Source organism: Oerskovia sp. USHLN155 (assembly GCF_037145535.1).
Taxonomy (GTDB): domain Bacteria; phylum Actinomycetota; class Actinomycetes; order Actinomycetales; family Cellulomonadaceae; genus Oerskovia; species Oerskovia rustica.
In genome coordinates, this window is record NZ_JBBCXG010000001.1 from 412,087 (window position 1) to 429,359 (window position 17,273).

Here is a 17,273-nt window from a genome sequence, read left to right on the forward strand (position 1 = left end):
GACATGCCCACCGCCCGGCCCGACGGCGCAGCCCTCCCCGGTGCAGCGGCGTCGCCCGGGGCGCGCCACGCCGAGGGTGACGAGACCCGCTTCACGGTCGTGGCGCCGTCGGGCATCGGGGAGGTCTCGCCCGGGGACGACCTCGCACGCATCGTCGGGGACGCGCTCGACCGCGAGGGCGGGCTGCGCGACGGGGACGTCGTGGTCGTGACGAGCAAGGTCGTGTCCAAGGCCGAGGGGCGCGTCGTCGCGGCCGCCGACCGCGAGCAGGCCATCACCGACGAGACCGTACGCGTCGTCGCGACGCGTCCGTACCCGGGGGGCGTGCTGCGCATCGTCGAGAACCGGCTCGGGCTCGTCATGGCCGCCGCAGGCGTCGACGCCTCGAACACCCCCGAGGGCACCGTGCTGCTGCTGCCCGTCGACCCCGACGCCTCGGCGCGCGCGCTGCGGGCGGCGCTCGCGGAACGGTTCGGGGTGCGCCTCGGGGTCGTCGTGTCCGACACGGCCGGGCGTGCGTGGCGCGAAGGGCTCACGGACCTCGCGATCGGCGTCGCCGGGGTGGTCGCGCTCGACGACCTGCGCGGAGGCGTCGACGCCCACGGGCGCGAGCTGTCCGTGACCGTGACGGCCGTCGCGGACCAGATCGCGGCGGCGTCCGAGCTCGTGCGCGGCAAGGCCGCGGGGCGACCCGTGGCCGTGGTGCGCGGCCTCGGTCGGTTCGTGACCGACGACGACGGACCAGGGGCGCGCGTGCTCGTGCGGGCCTCGGAGACCGACATGTTCCGGGAGGGATCCGCCGAGGCGTACGCGCGGGGAGTGACCGCGGGACAGGTGGCCGGTCGAGCGGCGATCGAACGGGTCGCCCACGAGGGTGGGTACGCCGACGGGTACCGCGAAGGTTTCGCCGAGGGATTCCGCGAGGGGACGGGCAACCCGGTGCAGGGCTGATCCCTCGGTGGGGGGGCGGGGGTCGAGGGTGCAGTTCGGGTGGTCAGCGTGGGGGCTGCGCGACCCGAGCTGCACACTCGGCGATCGGGTCGTGCGGTCGGTCGGCGGTAGGTGCGTGTTCGGCCCGTGCCGAGCCCCGGGTGCGTCAATTCGCTGGGCGCCCGGACGTGGTCGTCGCTATCGTTCCGGGATGCTCCCCACCGACTGGATCCCGCACCGCCGACCCGACGACCGTGAGCACGTCGGTTGGATCCGCCCCGAGGGCGACGCCTGGGTCGCCGTCTCGCTCCTGGGCCACGACCTCACCGACCCGGTCGACTGGCTCGACGCCGAAGAGGTGCTCGACCGCGCGGGACTGTCCTGGCTAGCCGACGTCTGGATGCTCGAGGACGAGGGCGGCGAACCGCTGCGCGTCCGCCTCGTCGAGGTCACCCCGGAGCACGTCGTCGTCCAGACCGACGACTTCGGGGCGATCGACGCCCACGTCGTCCGGTACGAGCTGCCGTGGCCGGCGCCCGCGCGACTGCGACCGCGACGAACCGAGGACCCCGACGGACGGGTGGTCTTCGGTCCCGCCTGACGAGGCACGTCGAGCGACCTGGCGCAGGCCGCCGCGCACACGCCGGCCCGGCGCACGCGTCAGTCCATGGTCGTGACGCCCTCGTAGAGGCCGAGCTGGTTCCCGTCGAGGTCCTCGAAGACGGCCCACCAGCTCGTCGGGCTGATCTGCGTCCTGGCCATGAGGACCTTGCCGCCGAGCGAGCCGACCTGGGCGAGCGTGTCGTCGATCGAGTCGACCTCGACGTAGCTGCGCGGGGTGGTGAACCCTTCCTCGCGCGGCGCGAGCCCGCCCCCGCTGATCTGGTTGGGGGCGCGCCACATGGGGTACCCCTCGAAGCCGGGAACCTCGGCGATGTCCCAGCCGAACAGCCCGCTGTAGAACGTGCGGGCCGCGTCGGTGTCGCCGACGGGGATGTCGATGTGCGTGATGTCGCCGTGAGCCATGGGAACTCCTCCGGAGGGCGAGCGGGCGCACGGACGCACGCCCGACGTCTCCACGCTACGTCCGTCGAGCGCAGCAGGCACCCGTCGGACCGGGGGAGCGACGTCGTCGGGCATCGGTGCCGGCTGCCCACCACGGCGACGGGAGGGCTCAGCCCTTGGCGGCCCGCTCCGCCTTCGCCGCGGCCTTGGCCGCCTTCTTCGTCTCGCGCACCTGGTCGAGCGAGTGCTGGTCGACGACGTCGGCGATCGAGCGTCGCGCGCCGTCCTCGCCGTACGCGCCGGCCGCCTCGCGCCACCCCGCGGGCTGGACGCCGTACTGCTTGCCGAGGAGCGCGAGGAAGATCTTCGCCTTCTGCTCGCCGAACCCCGGCAGGGCCTTGAGCCGCTTGAGGACGAGCGGGCCGTCGGGGGTGCCGCCGTCGGGCCCCGGGTCGGTCCAGAGGCGCGTGACGTCGCCGTCGTACTGCTCGTCGACGACCTGCGCCACGGCCTGGACGCGGCCCGCCATGGAACCCGGGTAGCGGTGGATCGCCGGGGGAGTGGCCGCCATCGCGGCGAACCCCTCGGGCTCGGCCGACGCGATGCGGTGCACGTCGAACCCGCCCATGCGCTGGGAGATCTTGAGCGGCCCGGCGAACGCCGACTCCATGGTGACCTGCTGGTCCAGGAGCATGCCGACGAGCAGCGCGAACGGGTCGGTGGACAGCAGCGTGTCGGCTTCCGGGTCGCCGGTGAACCACAGGTCGTGTGCCATGTCCCCATCATCGCAGCCGTGCGGGGCGGGTGCCGGAGCGGCCCGGGAGACCCCTCAGCGCGGCGGTCCCACCCGCCCGTCGAGGAACTCGTCGACCCGCAGCCCCCGCAGCGCGACCCTGATCACGGCGGGCACGAGCCGCAGCCCGTCGTCCCCGTGCAACCGCCGCAGGTCGTCGACGACGTAGCCGCGCCCACCTCGCGTGAGCCCGAACAGCCCGACCGCCTCGACGTTCCTGAGCCAGTCGACGTCGGCCCCGTACGTCAGGGCGACGATCACGCGGACCTCGCGCGGGGCGTCGGTCGAGGGCGGTTCGCGGAACGCCATGACGGGCGTCGCGAAGGTGCGACCGCTGCGCCGCCCGTGGTGGTGGACGGTCGCGAACGGTGGCACGCGTGACGAGACGCGCAGCACGAACGGGTTGAGGAACCGCCGGTTGCTCCGGGCGATCACGTGCGGGATGGGCATGTCAGCCATGGTGCGCGCGTGGGTGAGGTGTGGCCACCGCGCAGCGCAACAGCGAGCCGCTCGTCGAGCACGACGTTGCGCGCACCCGAGCACGACCTCGTGGTCGTCAAGACCGCCATCGCGACCGCAACCTCGTCCTCGGCACCTGAAGAGCCTTCCGGCGCTGCGGCGAGGCGGACCGTCAGGCGGCCCCCGCCTCCGCCCCTGCCCGTTCCCTGTGCGCCGTCGGGCTCATGCCTCGCACCCGCGTGAACGCGGCACTCAGCGCGAACGGTGTCCCGTACCCGACCTGCCGGGCCACGGAGCCGACGGTCGCGCCAGGCTCCAGCAGGAGGTCGGCCGCGAGGGTCAGGCGCCACCCGGTGAGGTAGCTCATGGGCGGCTCCCCCACGAGCTCGGTGAAGCGGCGCGAGAACGCCGCCCGCGACAGACCGACCGTCCGCCCGAGCAACTCCACGGTCCAGGGGCGGGCCGGTTCGTGATGCATGAGCCGCAACGCGTGCCCGACGACGGGGTCGGCGTCCGCGCGGTACCACCCGGGGGCGTCGCCGCGGTCGAGCCAGGCGCGCAGCGCGCCGATGAGCAGGATGTCGAGGAGCCGGTCGAGCACGGCCTCCTGGCCGGGCCGGTCCTGCGAGACCTCGCGCGCGAGCAGCGACACGAGGTCGGCGTCGAGGTCGCCGCGGCGCAGCACGAGCAACGGCGGCAGCACGCTCAGCAGCCGGCCACCCACCTCGCCGTCGAGCGGGTAGGTCCCGGTCAGCAGCACGGTCGGCCCGTCGGGGTCGTTGCCCCAGGTCCGCACGCCGAGGTCCACGAGGGGCGAGGGGCCGTCCCCGACGGCGCGGCAGGCCCCGACGGCGTCGCTCACCATCTGCGGCGGTGTCCCGGGGGAGTCGGCCACGGTGTAAGGGCGCGGACCGCGCACGAGCGCGACGTCGCCGTCGCCGAGGTGCGCCTCGAGCCGGGGCTCGTCGGGGCTCCGTCCGGCCTCCATGCCGATCCAGGCCGTCCCTCGCACGACGGGCACGAGCGTGAGCGGTGCCTCGTCCTCGATGCGCTTCGACCACGGTGGGGAGAGGAGCGAGCGCAGCAGGAAGGCGCCGCGCGCGCGGGGCCCGTCGAGGAGTCCGGCGACAGCGTCCATGTCTCGACGGTACGCCGCCCGCTCGCGCTACGGAAGACGAACGGACATGCGGACGAGCGGTTCAGCCATGGAACGTCTCACCTCGGGCCGGTTGACTCGAACCACGGCAACGCATCGACGACCGCATCCCCTCGATCTCAGGAGACCGACATGACCACGCGCCAGCCCTACCCCTCGCCCGCAGTCCCCACCGCTGCGCCTCTCGTCGCCGTCGTCGGCGCGACGGGAAAGTCGGGTCGCCGGGTCGCGGCCCGCCTGACCGCGGCGAGCGTCCCCGTCCGTCCCGTCTCGCGCAGCACCGAGGTGCGTCTCGACTGGGACGACCCGGCGACCTGGGGCCCCGCGGTCGCCGGTACCGGCGCCGTGTACGTCGCCGTCGCCCCCGACCTCGCGGCCCCCGGGATCCCGGAGGTCGTCGCCGACTTCGCGCGCGTCGCCGCCCGCGAGGGGGTCCAGAGGTTCGTCCTTCTCTCAGGACGTGGTGAGCCCGAGGCGCAGCGCGCCGAGCAGCTCGTCGCCGACGTCTTTCCCGCGCGGACCGTCGTGCGGTGCGCGTGGTTCGCGCAGAACTTCAGCGAGAGCTTCCTGCTGGACCCCGTGCTCGACGGCGTGGCCTTCCTCCCGGTGTCGGACGTCGTCGAGCCCTTCGTCGACCTCGAGGACGTGGCCGAGGTCGCCGTGGCGGCGTTGACCGAGCCGGGCCACGAGGGGCGCGTCTACGAGCTCACGGGACCGCGGCTGCTGACCTTCGGCGAGGCGCTCGCGGAGATCGGCGCGGCGAGCGGCCGGGACGTCCGGCTCGAGACCGTCACGGGCGACGAGTTCGCGGCAGGCCTGAGGGCGGCGGGCCTCCCGTCCGACGCCGTCGACCTCGTGCGCTACCTCTTCGAGGAGGTCCTCGACGGACGCAACGCGCACCTGGCACCCGGAGTCCGCGAGGCGCTCGGGCGCGAGCCGGGGGACTTCGCAGAGTTCGTCCGCCGCGAGGCCACCGCCTGGTCGGCGCCGTCCGGCTCCCCGGCAGCCCCCACGTTCTCCGAGGTCCACTGATGGACGTGCTCGGAGTCCTCGGATGGGCGGTCGCCGCGGCAGCCGTCGGCTGCGCACTGGTCGGGGGAGTGCTCTTCGCGTTCTCGACCTTCGTCATGGCGGGGTTGCGGTCGGTCGCCCCGGAGATCGGCGCGGTCGCGATGGCCTCGATCAACCGTCACGCGACCAAGGCGCCCTTCGGTTCGCTCCTGCTCGTCACGACCGGCCTCGTGACGGTCCTGGGCGTCGTCGCCGCGACGCGGCTCGGCGACGCGGGGATGTCGCTCGTCCTCGCCGCGGCCGTGGCCTACCTCGTGGGCGGGATCGGTGTGACCGCTGCCGTCAACGTCCCGCTCAACGACCGCCTCGAGGCCGCGGACGCGGCGGTCTCTACCTCGGGTCCACGGTCGGGCGAAGCCTCGTCCTCGGGTGGAGGGTCGGGCGGGGTGAGGGTTCGCCCCGCGAGCCCGACGGCGGAGCGGGACCAGGTCTGGAGGGTATTCCTCGGGCGCTGGGTCGCCTGGAACCACGTGCGGACGTGTGCGTGCGCGGTGGCCGCGCTGCTCCTGACCCTGGGACTGGTGACGCGCCTCGTGGGGTGAGCGGCGCCGTCGGGCCTGGTCCTGGACCGGGACCGGGGGGACGGGCAGGAATAGCCGCTCCTGCGCCGAGGTTTGCCCCGGTATGAGCGAACAGAGCTGGGGCGACGACGCCACGATCCGCCGGGTCCTCGCGGACACCGAGACCTGGGCCGTGGTGGGCCTGTCGAACAACTCGGCCCGCGCGGCGTACGGGGTGGCACAGCTGCTCCAACGTCAGGGCAAGCGGATCGTGCCCGTCCACCCGGCGGCCGAGACGGTGCACGGTGAGCAGGGGTACGCCTCGCTCGCCGACATCCCGTTCCCCGTCGACGTCGTGGACGTGTTCGTGCGTTCCGACCTCGCGGGCGACGTGGCGGACCAGGCCGTGCAGGTCGGCGCCCAGGCCGTCTGGTTCCAGCTCGGCGTGGTCGACGAGGACGCGTTCGCCCGCGTGCGCGAGGCCGGCCTGGACATGGTCATGGACCGCTGCCCCGCGATCGAGTGGCCGCGCCGGGGCCCCGTCGCCTGACTCCCCGCCTGGTGCCGAGAACGGGGTTGAGGTCGTTCTGACTACCAGAACGACCTCAACCCCGTTCTCGGCAGCCCGGGTGACACGGCGGGGTCAGTCACCGAAGACCAGGACCGGGCGCCCCGTGCGCGGGTGGGGCAGCACGTCGCAGCGGACGCCGTAGACCGGCTCGACGACCGCGGGCACCAGCACGTCCCGCACCCCGCCCGCGGCGACGACGCGCCCCTCCGCCAGCACCACGACGTGGTCGCACGCGGCGGCCGCGAGGTTGAGGTCGTGCAGCGCCGCCAGGACCGTGACACCGTCCGCCGCAAGCTTGCGCAGCACCGTCATGGCTGCGAGCTGGGCCGCGATGTCGAGGTGGTTCGTGGGTTCGTCGAGCAGCAGCAGGGCCGGGTCCTGGGCGAGCGCGCGGGCCATGTGCACGCGCTGGCGCTCGCCGCCGGACAGCGTCGCGAGCGACCGGTCGGCGAGGTCCTCGACCCCGGCCCGGGCGAGCGCCTCGCGTGCCACGGCCCGGTCGGCCTCGGTGTCGCCCGCGAGGAGCGAGCGGTGCGGGATGCGGCCGAGCAGCACGGCGTCGAGCACCGAGATCGGCAGGTCGGTCGACGCGTCCTGCTCGACGAGCGCGAGACGGCGTGCGCGGCGTCGGCGCGGCATGCCCAGCAGGTCCTCGCCGTCGAAGCGGATCTCGCCCGCGTCCGGGACCTGCGTGGCCGCGATCGCGCGCAGCAGCGTCGACTTCCCGGACCCGTTCGGTCCCAGCAGGCCGCTCACGGCCCCCGGAGGGGCGGTCACGTCGACCCCGTCGAGGATGAGCCGCGACCCGGCCGACCAGGAGACGCGCGCAGCGTCCAGCCCACGAGAGCCGTCCGCGCCGAGGGTCGCGGCATCCGCAGCGTCCACAGCGCCCGGGGCTTTCGCCGTGCTCACAGTGCCCGCCTCCCTCGCCACAGGATGATCGCGAAGACGGGCGCGCCGATCGCGGCCGTCAGGATGCCCACGGGCAGCTCGCGCGGGGCGAAGATCGTGCGGGCGAGCGTGTCGGCCCACACGAGGAACGAGCCGCCGAGCAGGGCCGCGAGCGGCAGCAGGACGCGGTGGCGCGCCCCGGTCAGGAGCCGGACGGCGTGCGGCAGGATCAGCCCGACGAAGCCGATCGCCCCGGACACCGAGACCAGCGCGCCCGTGAGCAGCGCGACCCCCACGAGCAGCACCCAGCGCGTCCGGTTCACGGCGATGCCGAGGCCCGCGGCCGCGGTGTCGCCGAACGTGAACGCGTCGAGCACCGACCCGGTCGACGCGAGCAGCGTCCCGAGGACCAGCACGGCCCCGCCCGCGATCGCCACGGACGTCCACGTGGCGCCCGCGACCGAGCCCATGAGCCACGACAGGATCTCGCGGTAGGAGTCACCGGTCGCGGACCAGAAGATGATGAACGACGTCGCGGCGGCCGCGAGCTGGCTCACGGCGAGGCCGGCGAGGACGGTGCGGGTCGGGGTGATGGCCCCGAGCGACCCAGCGAGCGCGAGCGCCGCGACGAGGGCCAGGACCGCGCCGCCGAACGCCGCGACGGGCAGCAGGACGCTCACGCCGAGGACCAGGACGAGGACCGCGCCGAGCGACGCGCCCGACGAGAGCCCCAGCAGGTACGGGTCGGCGAGCGGGTTGCGCGTGAGGGACTGCATGACACCCCCGCAGATCGCGAGACCGGCCCCCACGGCCGCCGCGGTCAGGACGCGCGGCAGGCGCAGCTGCCAGACCATGCCGTCCTGCAGGAGCGGCAGCGGTTCGAGGCCGAGCAGCCCGCCGAGCCCGACGTGCGTCGCGACCGAGCGCCACACGTCGCTCCACGTGAGGTCGGCGGGGCCGATCGTCACGGCGACCACGACGCTCACGACGAGCGCGACCGACGCCCCGGCGAGCCACCACGGGGTGGCTCGCCGACGGTCCGCCGGCCGCCCGACGGGTGCGTGGGCCGCCGACGGGTCGACGCTCCTCACGGGCACGAGGGTTCGCACGGGGTGCTCCTCAGGGGACGGTGATCGCCGCGAGCTGCGCGGCGAGGTCCTTGACGGCGTCGACGTTGCGCACGCCCGCCTCGGTCGCGGGGAACGGCACGGTCAGGAAGCGGTCGCCCCGCACGGCCGTGAGGTTGGCGGTCGCGGGGTTGGCCTTGAGCGCGTCGATCTTCGACCGTGCGGTGTTCCAGGCAGAGTCGACGAGAACGATCACGTCGGGGTCGGCCGCGATGATCTCCTCGAACGAGAACGGCGTCCACGTGTCCTGGACCGAGGCGGCGATGTTCTCGAGCCCGACGGCGTCCATGACCATCTGCGGGGCGCCGATCCCGGCCCCGACGTAGGGGATGTCCGAGCCCGAGGAGTACCACAGGGCCGTGAGCCCGCGGTCGTCGGTCTCGACCGCGTCGAGCTCGGCGCGCTGGGCCGCGACGAGGTCCTGCGCCGTCCCGGCGACGTCGAAGATCTCTCCCGCCTCGGTGATCTCGGCGAACACGTCGTCGAACGTCAAGGGGTTCGGCTTGTACGCCTCGGCCTTGCAGGCCGAGGGGGAGACGTAGGTCTGGACACCGAGCTGCTGGAGGGTCGTGCGGTCTCCCGCGCCCTCGGCCGTGAGGTTCGACTCCCAGCCCGCGTACACGAGGTCCGGCGCCAGCGTCAGCACGGCCTCGGCGCCCGGGACCTTGTCGGAGAGCGGCGTCGCGACGGCCGGGAGGTCGGCCGCGGTGCCGGCCCACTGCTCGGCGACGGGACCGTCGGGGAACGCGGTCCCCACGAGCCGGTCGCCCAGCCCGAGCGCGAGCATCATCTCGGTCGTGCTCGACTTGATCGTCACGACCTTGCGCGGGGCCGCGTCGAACGTGACGTCGAACCCGCAGTTGTCGAGCGTCAGCGGGTACGTGGTGGACGAGGCCTCGGCCGTACCGGAGGGCGCCTCGCTCGGCTCGCCGGACGCGAGCTCCTGACCGCCCGCGCACCCCGCGAGGGCGAGCGAGGAGACGATGACGAGCGCCGCCGTCGGGCCTGCGCGCAGCGCGCGGCGGGAGGGACGGGCGGACGGTCGGACAGGGCGCAGCGTGGGCACGGCACTCCAGGTCGGGAGGTCGCCTGCCGGTGCGGGGCACGGCGGCGCGGCGAGAAGCGAGAGGGGTAGGGCGCCACAATCCGCGACGAGGATCCGCGGTCCAAGCACGGGCCGCTGCGGCGAGCCAAGCGCGGCTCGCGATCCGTGTCCCAGCCTAGTAGGTCGGCGGGCTGATGGTGCGACGGTTCAGCGGTCGGCGAAGCGGGCGGTGCTCCCGCGCGGACCCGCCGCGCCGCGCGGTCCTACAGTGGGCTCATGAGCCCGACGGCGGAGCCCGCCTCTCCCGGCACGTCCGGTCGCACGTCCCGGGGGCGGGGCGGGCGCACCGACCCGACGCGCCTGTGGGCGCCGCTGCTGGGGATCGCCGCGGCGCTCGGGGCGTTCGCCGTGGCCGAGCTCGTCGCGCTCGTCGTGGGTTCCGGGTCGAGCCCCGTGCTCGTCGTAGGCGCCGGGGTCGTCGACCGCGTGCCGCCGTGGCTCAAGGACTTCGCGGTCGAGACGTTCGGGACCGCGGACAAGACCGTGCTGCTCCTCGGGATCGTCGTGGTGCTGGCGGTCGCGGCCGTCGCGGCGGGGATCCTCGAGACGCGACGACCGCCGTGGGGGACCGTCCTGCTCGTGGTGGTCGGCGCGGTGGGGGTCCTGGCCGCCGTCACGCGACCCGACGCGACGCCCCTGTGGGCGCTGCCGACCGTGGTCGGGGTCGGCGTCGGGATCATGCTCCTGCGGACGGGAGCGGCACGGCTGCGGGCGTGGCGAGGCTCGGTGCTCAGCCCTGTCGTGGCCCCGACGGCCGAGCCCGAGACCCCGCTGAGCGCGACCCGTCGGCGCGAGGCGCTCGACCGCCGGTCCTTCCTGGTCTTCGCAGGCCTGACCACGGCGACCGCGCTCGTGGTCGGCGGCGCGTCGCGCGTGCTGTCGGCGGGGTCGCGTGCCCTGACCGCGGTGCGGGACGCGATCCGGCTCCCCGCACCGGCCGGCCCGGCCGTCGTCGTGCCCGCGGGTGCGAGCCTCGACGTGCCCGGCCTCACGCCCTACGTGACGCCCAACGACGAGTTCTACCGCATCGACACGGCCCTGCGGGTGCCCGAGGTGAACCCCGACGACTGGCGGCTGCGCGTCGTCGGGCTCGTCGATCAGGAGGTCGAGATCTCGTTCGACGAGCTGCTCGCGCTGCCCCTCGTCGAGCACGCGACGACCCTGACGTGCGTGTCCAACCAGGTGGGCGGGGACCTCGTCGGCAACGCGGTGTGGCTCGGCTACCCGCTGCGCGACCTGCTCGCGAGGGCCAGGCCGCACGCCGACGCCGACATGGTTCTCTCGCGCAGCGCGGACGGCTGGACCGCGAGCACGCCGCTCGACGTGCTGACGGACCCCGGGCGGGAGTCGCTGCTCGCGGTCGGCATGAACGGCGAGCCGCTGCCGCTCGCGCACGGCTTCCCCGTGCGCATGGTCGTGCCGGGGCTGTACGGGTACGTGTCGGCGACCAAGTGGGTCGTCGAGCTCAAGGTCACACGCTTCGCCGACGACGTCGCGTACTGGTCGACGCGCGGCTGGTCGCAGCGCGGGCCGATCAAGATGTCGTCGCGCATCGACGTGCCGCGCTCGGGTGCGTCGGTCTCCCCGGGGGCCGACGGTGACGTGGTCGTCGCGGGCGTCGCGTGGTCGCAGCACAGGGGGATCGCGGGCGTCGAGGTGCGGGTCGACGAGGGGGAGTGGGAGCAGGCGGAGCTCGCGGAGACGGTCTCGGCCGACACCTGGCGGCAGTGGTCCTGGAGATGGGCGTCGCCCGAGAAGGGCAGCCACGACCTCGCGGTGCGGGCGACCGACACGGACGGGACGGTCCAGACCTCCGTCAAGGCACCTCCCGCGCCGGACGGGTCGAGCGGCATCTACTCGATCGGCGTGACCGTGGCCTGAGCGTGGCCGTCCAGCATGCGAGAGGCCGTGGGGTCGGCGTCGGGCGCGCCGCGGGGCATGGCAGGGTAGGGACGTGACGACCTCGCAGACCACGCCCCCGCCCACCCCCTCGACGTCCGCGGCCGCCGCTGCTGACGCGCCCCCGCAGACCCGGCGCGCCGTGGTCACCGGCGCCTCGTCGGGCATCGGCGCGGCGACGGTGCGCCACCTGCGTGATGCAGGGTGGGACGTCGTCGCGTTCGCGCGCCGCGCCGACCTGCTCGACGCCCTCGCCGTCGAGACGGGCGCCCACCCCGTGGTCGGGGACGTCACGAGCGACGACGACGTCGCGCACCTCGTGCGCGAGGCCGAGGCCCGCGGCCCGGTCCACGCGGTGCTCAACATCGCGGGCTTCGCGAGCGGCACGGACCCCATCGACGCGAGCGACCTGGAGCGCTGGCGCGCCATGTTCGAGACGAACGTGCTGGGCACCGTGCGCGTGACCAAGGCGTTCCTGCCCGCGATCCGTCGCGCGGGCTTCGGCACGGTCCTCGTGCTGACGTCGACCGCGGGGCACGACGCGTACAGCGGCGGGTCGGGCTACGTCGCGACCAAGCACGCCCAGGCCGCGGTCGCCGAGACCCTGCGGCTCGAGCTCAACGGCGAGCCCGTCCGGGTCCTGGAGGTCGCGCCCGGGATGGTCCGCACCGAGGGGTTCTCGCTGACCCGGTTCGACGGCGACCAGGCCCGCGCCGACGCGGTCTACGACGGCGTCGAGGCGCCGCTGACCGCCGACGACGTGGCCGACGTCGTGACGTTCGCCGTGACCCGGCCCCAGCACGTCGCGATCGACACGCTCGTGCTGCGGCCCGTCGCGCAGTCGTCCACGACGCTGCTGGCGCGCGGACCGCTCGTGATGCGGAGCTGACGTCTGCTGCCCGCGGCTGGGCTGCCCGGGACCCCGGGTCGAGACGCGCTTGTCGGCCCGCCGCCCGGCTGGCATGATGACGCCCGTGATCCCCGCCGCGCACCCCCTGAGCACACGAGTGCTCCTGGTGCGCCCGTGGGCGGTCCGCGCGTCGAGCTGTTGTTGAGGGCTCGCTGACGCTCCAGCAGCGCGCGACCTGGTGTCAGCGAGCAGTGCCACGCCCCTCCCTCTCCAGAGAGGGCGTGATGGTCACCGATCAGTTCTCCGGGACTGGTCGGTCTGCCCTCGTGAGCACCCGCCTCGACTCCAGGACCTCCCATGAACCTCGCTCTGATCGCTCACCCGTTCGCCGTGACCGGGGACGTCGACCCCCTCGGCCACCTGGTCGCCCACGACCCGTGGTTCGCCGCGGCCGCGCGCGTCGTCGCACCGTCGGAGTCCCCCGGCCCGACGGCGCAGCCCGGCCCGGGCAGCGCGCTCACCATCGAGTGGCTCGTCGCGCGCGACATCGACACCTACCGCGCGCGGCGCGGGGAGCGGGGTGGGTCGACCGCAGGGTGCTGAGCACCCCGGGGCGTCAGGCCGTGGACACGGTGTACGTGACGCGGACCAGCCCGTCCTCGGGCGTCGCGTGGGTTCCGCGGAGCGTGAGGAGCACGTCCCGGTCCAGGTCGCCGAAGAGGCGCTTGCCATGGCCTATGAGGACCGGCGCGATCGAGACCGTGAGCTCGTCGACGAGGCCGGCGGTGAGGAACGACTGGATGGTGCGGCCGCCGTCGACGTAGACGCGTCCTGGCCCGTTCCGGTCGAGGAGTCGGCGCGCCTGCTCGACCGAGGTCGCGACGGCGACGCGCGGGTCGTCCGTGCGAAGTGTCGTGCTCAGGACGACGACGGTCTTGCCCTTGAAGGCCCACTCGTCGAACCCCAGGACCGTCTCGTACGTGGCCCGCCCCATGACGACGGCGTCGACGGTCGGGAAGAACGTCTCCCACACGAGCGCGGGCGTGGTCGGTGCGGCCGCGACGTGGCCCCGGGGCGATGGGGTGGTGAGCCAGTCGAGGTCACCATCGGGGCGTGCGACGTACCCGTCCAGGCTGACGCCGATGAAGACGGCGCCCGTCCACCTGCGAGGTGCTCTCATGTCCATGCCTCCAGCAGCTGGTCGAGGGTGTCGGTCGGGGGAGCGGCGTCCAGATCGATTCCTTGTCGGTAGAGCGATCCGTGGAGGGCGTCGAGCAGCAGCAGTGCGCCACGGCGCGGATCCGCGAGTCGGGGGAGCGGCATCGCTGTCAGGAGCTGCTCGAGATATCTCGTCTGCTTGTCCCACCCCTCGCGCAGCAGGGCGATCGACTCCGGTGTCCGGAGGTCCGTGAGGAGCTCGTCGAGGGCGAAGATCGCGGCTCCTGCCGACGGTGCCCCGAACTCTGCGGACACGTAGGCGCGCAGCTCGTCGGCAGGCCTCGACCCGGAGGGGGCGGAGGGCACGAGATCCGTCCATCGGCGCGCGAGGGCATGCAGCAGGTCTGCCTTGGACCCGAACCTCTTGATCAGGCCGGCGGGGCTGATGCCTGCGGCCGGCGCGACCTCGTGCAGGGTCCACGGACCCGCTGTGCTGCGGTTCGAGAGCGCTCGGTCTATCCGGTCGAGCAGGTCGTCGTCGGTCACGGTCCGGGGGCGCGTCATGATGTTAGTAAATCATGATTCACTAACTCCGGTGCTCGTCCGGACCGCTACGGGTGCCGCAGTGCGGGTCACGGCCCCGGAGGTGGTCATGCGCAGCCCGGGCAGGTTCCGCCGGGCGATCAGCCACTCCGCGATCACGACGTTCGGCAGCCAGCACAGGAACGCGACAGGGGCGTAGGCGGTCTCGAACAGCACTCCCGGGTCGGCGTCGGGACCCGCGAACGGCGCCTGGACGGCCACGAGGACCCCGACCCACAGGCGCAGCGTCACGGCGGCGTAGGTCAAGGCGAAGCAGCGGATCATCCATGCCTGGTGCTCGGCGACGCGGCCCGCGCGGATGGCGCGGTACGCCTTCCAGCCCGTCCACGCCCACAGCACCGCGAGCGTCCCGAACCCGAAGAAGCCGAGGAAGGCCACCGAGCTCGCGGTCGAGATGACGAGGCCGGTGAGCGCACCCACGCCGACCCCGACCAGGTAGACCCTGCCCAGCACGCGGTGCAGGCGCGGGGCGCGGCGGCGCCAGCGGGAGACGAACTGCAGCGGTCCGACCAGGAGTGCGATCCCGGCGAACGCGATGTGCAGGTAGAACGCGAGCTGGATCGCGGGCGGGCGGTTCGCGAACGTCGAGGCGAGGCCCGTGTCGTCCTGGGCGAGCTCGTCGAGCGTCGCGCCCGTGTAGGAGGTGAGCAGGATCGCGGCCATGGCGATCGAGCTGAGCGCGACCCAGACGAGGCCCGGGCGGAAGCGACGGGTACGTCCGGTCGGTCGCTCGGGACCGGTCGGCTGCGCGTGGTCGACAGGCCGCGAGGGGCGGTCGGGACGGGAGGCGTTCGTGCGGCCGGGCGCTGTGGCGCCCGGGGAGGCCGCCGTCTCGGAGGGGGTGGGCATCGTCGCCTCGTTCTCGGGTCGTGGTGCGGGGCAGGAGGACGGGCGAGCGTGCCGTCGCCCTTCGCCTCCAGCGTCCCGTCTCGCGCGATCCCGGCGACAGGGGGGAGTCCCCCCGAAAGCGTGGCGGCCCGCCCCCGCCCGCCGCGCGACCGGTCCGGTACCCCGGTCCAGCAACCGACCCGGGGGCGGGTGCTCAGACCAGGGCGCGGACCTCGGCGTAGCCGTCGGGCAGGACGGCGGGGGCCGGCGCGTCCCCGCCGAAGACGCGCGTGGCCCCCGGGGCGTCGGACCAGGCGCGCCACCCGGGAGCCCCCTCGCGGACGAGCGCGACGGCCGCGCCGTGGAGCTCGTCCGCCAGTGCCTGGGGCGGGTCGTCGCCCGCGATGAGGTCCACCTTCTCGGCGTCGAGGCAGTCGAACCAGAACGGTACGTCGAGGCAGTGCGCGGCCCAGCCGAGCCTCGGGGACGCCCACGAGAAGCGGTACACCCAGGTGGGGTGAGCGGTGCGGGCCTCGGCGATCCGGACGATCGGCGCACGGAACATGCTGTCGGTCATGAAGCGGCCGAGCACGGCCGCGGTGCCCTTGCGGCGCTGGGTCCTGTTCGCGGCGAGGTACGCCTTGCGGCGCGAGCGGTCGGTGAGGAGCTTGCCGAGGACGAGGGAAGCGGGCAGGAAGCGCAGCTTCTTCTTCGCGTCGTCGGTCGCCATCGTGAACTCGTCGTCGGTCGCGCCGAGCACGAGCGGCTTGTCGCCGCCGACCCCGGCGTGCAGCGACTCGAGCGTCGGCCGGGTGATCAGGTCGCCGTCGATCATCGGCCCCCATGGCAGGCCGTCCTCGAGCATCGCCGCCACGCCCGCCATCGGGTCGAGGCCGTCGGGGTTGGCGGCCTCGTCCTGCAGCTCGAGGACGCGGGTCTCGGGCAGCGACGCGAAGCCGTCGCGCGTCGGCTCGACCCCGGCGAGGCGGGCGAGCGTGTCGGCGAAGGTCTTCGCGCGGACCTCGGACACGTCGCCCACCGCGCCGGACAGGCACCACACCGACCGGAACAGGTGCTGCGCCGAGGGCATGCCGAGCAGCGTCAGCACCGCGCCGCCGCCGGCGGACTGCCCGGCGAGCGTGACGCGCGAGGGGTCGCCGCCGAACGCCGCGACGTTGCGCTGGACCCAGTCCAGCGCCAGCAGCCAGTCCCGCACGCCGCGGTTGGACGGCGCGCCCTCGATGCGTCCGAACCCGTCGAAGCCGAGGCGGTAGGAGACCGAGACGGTCACGACGCCGTCGCGGTTGAACGAGCGCCCGTCGTACCAGGGGCTCGCCGGGGAACCGGCCGTGTAGCCACCGCCGTGGATGTAGACGAGCACCGGCAGCGCGGCGTCGGGCGTCCCGGGGGCGGGCGTGTACACGTTCACGTTCAGGGTCGAGTCGCCGGGGATCGACGGCTCCGGGATCAGCGTGATCTCGGCGAGCTGCTTGCGTTGCGGCGTCGCGCCGGGCTCGGTCGCGTCGCGCACGCCCTCCCAGGGGGCGACGGGCACGGGGGCCTCGAAGCGCAGGTCGCCGACGGGAGCCTCGGCGAAGGGGATGCCGAGGAACGCTGCCGAGGTCTCGCGCCAGACGCCGCGGACCCGGCCTGCGTCGATCGTGACGACGGGGCCGTCCAGGGTGGGGTCGGTCGCCTCGGCGTCGGTGACGGGGGTGCTCATGCGGTCGTGCTCCGTTCGGGGGAGAGTGCCCCGAGTGACACGAGCAGCCGCTCGAGCTCGGAGGCCATGTCGATGGTGGGGTCCTGGAGCCACAGCGTCTGGAGGCCGTCGGCGGCCGCGGTGAGGACCAGGGCGAAGGAGGCGGTGTCGAGGTCGGCGGGGTAGCGTCCGGTGCGCTTGCCGTCGGCGACGAGGCCGCCGAACAGCTCGGTCATCGTCGCGCGGCGCTCGGCGAAGAACTGGTGGGCCGGGTGGTCGTGGTCGCTGGCCTCGGCGTTGAGCCTGGTATAGAGCTCGACGAGTCCCGGGACGTCGGCGTTGTGCCGCATGACCCGCAGGAAGATCCGGAGCGGGTCGACGTCGGACTCGGTGCGGTACGTCTCCAGGTCGAGCTCGTCACGCTTGCGCAGGATCGCGGTGAACAGCTCGTCCTTGCTGTCGAAGTAGTGCAGCAGGCCCGCCTGGCTGAGCCCGACCGCCTCGGCGAGCTCCTTGACCGACGCGCCGCGGTATCCCTCGCGGGCGATCACGTCGAGCGCCGTCGTCAGGATCTCCTCGCGCTTGGCGATGCCCTTCGCATATGAACCCCGTTGTGCCATGCGTC

Annotated in this window: 20 protein-coding genes; 8 read left to right on the top strand and 12 right to left on the bottom strand. The window is 74.0% G+C overall.

Translation table 11 applies throughout. From position 1 onward, the window contains the following. Positions 1 to 3: 3 nt before the first annotated feature. A complete protein-coding gene (locus WFH32_RS01810; protein WP_336706039.1) occupies positions 4 to 951 on the top strand; it encodes a coenzyme F420-0:L-glutamate ligase in 948 nt (315 codons plus the stop codon). A 190-nt stretch (positions 952 to 1,141) separates the two neighbouring features. Next, the gene (locus tag WFH32_RS01815; protein WP_336706040.1) at positions 1,142 to 1,531 is read left to right on the top strand and encodes a hypothetical protein; all 390 of its coding nucleotides are present in this window, start codon (positions 1,142 to 1,144) and stop codon (positions 1,529 to 1,531) included. A 59-nt stretch (positions 1,532 to 1,590) separates the two neighbouring features. Here the strand turns inward: WFH32_RS01815 and WFH32_RS01820 are convergent, their stop codons facing one another. From WFH32_RS01820 to WFH32_RS01835, 4 genes are all read right to left on the bottom strand, one after another. Next, complete coding sequence (locus WFH32_RS01820; RefSeq protein WP_336706041.1) at positions 1,591 to 1,956, bottom strand: VOC family protein; 366 nt, start codon at positions 1,954 to 1,956, stop codon at positions 1,591 to 1,593. Positions 1,957 to 2,104: 148 nt separating this feature from the next. Next, the gene (locus WFH32_RS01825) at positions 2,105 to 2,710 is read right to left on the bottom strand and encodes an HhH-GPD-type base excision DNA repair protein (RefSeq protein WP_191796982.1); all 606 of its coding nucleotides are present in this window, start codon (positions 2,708 to 2,710) and stop codon (positions 2,105 to 2,107) included. Between the two features lie 54 nt (positions 2,711 to 2,764). Further along, positions 2,765 to 3,178, bottom strand: a complete 414-nt coding sequence (locus WFH32_RS01830; RefSeq protein WP_336706042.1) for a nitroreductase family deazaflavin-dependent oxidoreductase — start codon at positions 3,176 to 3,178, stop codon at positions 2,765 to 2,767. 181 nt (positions 3,179 to 3,359) lie between these two features. Then, on the bottom strand, positions 3,360 to 4,325 hold the full coding sequence (locus WFH32_RS01835; RefSeq protein ID WP_336706043.1) for an AraC family transcriptional regulator: 966 nt from the start codon (positions 4,323 to 4,325) through the stop codon (positions 3,360 to 3,362). Between the two features lie 150 nt (positions 4,326 to 4,475). Between WFH32_RS01835 and WFH32_RS01840 the strand changes: the two genes are divergently transcribed. The 3 genes from WFH32_RS01840 to WFH32_RS01850 all read left to right on the top strand — a co-directional run bounded on the left by WFH32_RS01840 (position 4,476) and on the right by WFH32_RS01850 (position 6,464). Then, positions 4,476 to 5,375: an NAD(P)H-binding protein gene (locus WFH32_RS01840; RefSeq protein ID WP_191796979.1), complete on the top strand. Its 900-nt coding sequence runs from the start codon at positions 4,476 to 4,478 to the stop codon at positions 5,373 to 5,375. Then, positions 5,375 to 5,956: an anthrone oxygenase family protein gene (locus tag WFH32_RS01845; RefSeq protein WP_336706044.1), complete on the top strand. Its 582-nt coding sequence runs from the start codon at positions 5,375 to 5,377 to the stop codon at positions 5,954 to 5,956. The genes WFH32_RS01840 and WFH32_RS01845 overlap by 1 nt, the downstream gene beginning before the upstream one ends. Before the next feature lie 82 nt (positions 5,957 to 6,038). Then, positions 6,039 to 6,464 carry a CoA-binding protein gene (locus WFH32_RS01850; protein WP_336706045.1) on the top strand — a complete coding sequence of 142 codons (426 nt, stop codon included), beginning with the start codon at positions 6,039 to 6,041 and terminating at the stop codon, positions 6,462 to 6,464. Positions 6,465 to 6,557: 93 nt separating this feature from the next. Here WFH32_RS01850 and WFH32_RS01855 read toward each other — a convergent pair whose 3' ends face one another. The 3 genes from WFH32_RS01855 to WFH32_RS01865 all read right to left on the bottom strand — a co-directional run bounded on the left by WFH32_RS01855 (position 6,558) and on the right by WFH32_RS01865 (position 9,560). Then, complete coding sequence (locus WFH32_RS01855) at positions 6,558 to 7,322, bottom strand: putative F420-0 ABC transporter ATP-binding protein (protein ID WP_336706171.1); 765 nt, start codon at positions 7,320 to 7,322, stop codon at positions 6,558 to 6,560. 71 nt (positions 7,323 to 7,393) lie between these two features. Next, a complete protein-coding gene (locus tag WFH32_RS01860; RefSeq protein ID WP_442946290.1) occupies positions 7,394 to 8,485 on the bottom strand; it encodes a putative F420-0 ABC transporter permease subunit in 1,092 nt (363 codons plus the stop codon). Positions 8,486 to 8,495: 10 nt separating this feature from the next. After that, positions 8,496 to 9,560 carry a putative F420-0 ABC transporter substrate-binding protein gene (locus tag WFH32_RS01865; RefSeq protein ID WP_336706172.1) on the bottom strand — a complete coding sequence of 355 codons (1,065 nt, stop codon included), beginning with the start codon at positions 9,558 to 9,560 and terminating at the stop codon, positions 8,496 to 8,498. Between the two features lie 264 nt (positions 9,561 to 9,824). Between WFH32_RS01865 and WFH32_RS01870 the strand changes: the two genes are divergently transcribed. The 3 genes from WFH32_RS01870 to WFH32_RS01880 all read left to right on the top strand — a co-directional run bounded on the left by WFH32_RS01870 (position 9,825) and on the right by WFH32_RS01880 (position 12,960). After that, on the top strand, positions 9,825 to 11,489 hold the full coding sequence (locus WFH32_RS01870) for a molybdopterin-dependent oxidoreductase (protein WP_336706046.1): 1,665 nt from the start codon (positions 9,825 to 9,827) through the stop codon (positions 11,487 to 11,489). 73 nt (positions 11,490 to 11,562) lie between these two features. Continuing rightward, positions 11,563 to 12,396 (top strand): SDR family oxidoreductase, encoded by an 834-nt coding sequence (locus WFH32_RS01875; RefSeq protein ID WP_191797275.1) that lies wholly within the window; start codon positions 11,563 to 11,565, stop codon positions 12,394 to 12,396. A 318-nt stretch (positions 12,397 to 12,714) separates the two neighbouring features. Beyond that, positions 12,715 to 12,960 (top strand): hypothetical protein, encoded by a 246-nt coding sequence (locus tag WFH32_RS01880; RefSeq protein ID WP_191797277.1) that lies wholly within the window; start codon positions 12,715 to 12,717, stop codon positions 12,958 to 12,960. 13 nt (positions 12,961 to 12,973) lie between these two features. Here WFH32_RS01880 and WFH32_RS01885 read toward each other — a convergent pair whose 3' ends face one another. The 5 genes from WFH32_RS01885 to WFH32_RS01905 form a co-directional block, all read right to left on the bottom strand. Next, positions 12,974 to 13,537: a dihydrofolate reductase family protein gene (locus WFH32_RS01885; RefSeq protein WP_336706047.1), complete on the bottom strand. Its 564-nt coding sequence runs from the start codon at positions 13,535 to 13,537 to the stop codon at positions 12,974 to 12,976. Beyond that, positions 13,534 to 14,079, bottom strand: coding sequence for a TetR/AcrR family transcriptional regulator (locus WFH32_RS01890; protein WP_191797281.1), 546 nt, complete (start codon positions 14,077 to 14,079; stop codon positions 13,534 to 13,536). Before WFH32_RS01890 ends, WFH32_RS01885 begins: the two co-directional genes overlap by 4 nt. Before the next feature lie 12 nt (positions 14,080 to 14,091). Next, positions 14,092 to 14,967, bottom strand: a complete 876-nt coding sequence (locus WFH32_RS01895; protein WP_191797283.1) for a DUF2306 domain-containing protein — start codon at positions 14,965 to 14,967, stop codon at positions 14,092 to 14,094. A 193-nt stretch (positions 14,968 to 15,160) separates the two neighbouring features. Further along, a complete protein-coding gene (locus tag WFH32_RS01900) occupies positions 15,161 to 16,669 on the bottom strand; it encodes a carboxylesterase/lipase family protein (RefSeq protein ID WP_336706048.1) in 1,509 nt (502 codons plus the stop codon). After that, entirely contained in the window at positions 16,666 to 17,268 is a 603-nt protein-coding gene (locus WFH32_RS01905; RefSeq protein WP_191797287.1) for a TetR/AcrR family transcriptional regulator, read from the bottom strand. The genes WFH32_RS01900 and WFH32_RS01905 overlap by 4 nt, the downstream gene beginning before the upstream one ends. Positions 17,269 to 17,273: the final 5 nt, after the last annotated feature.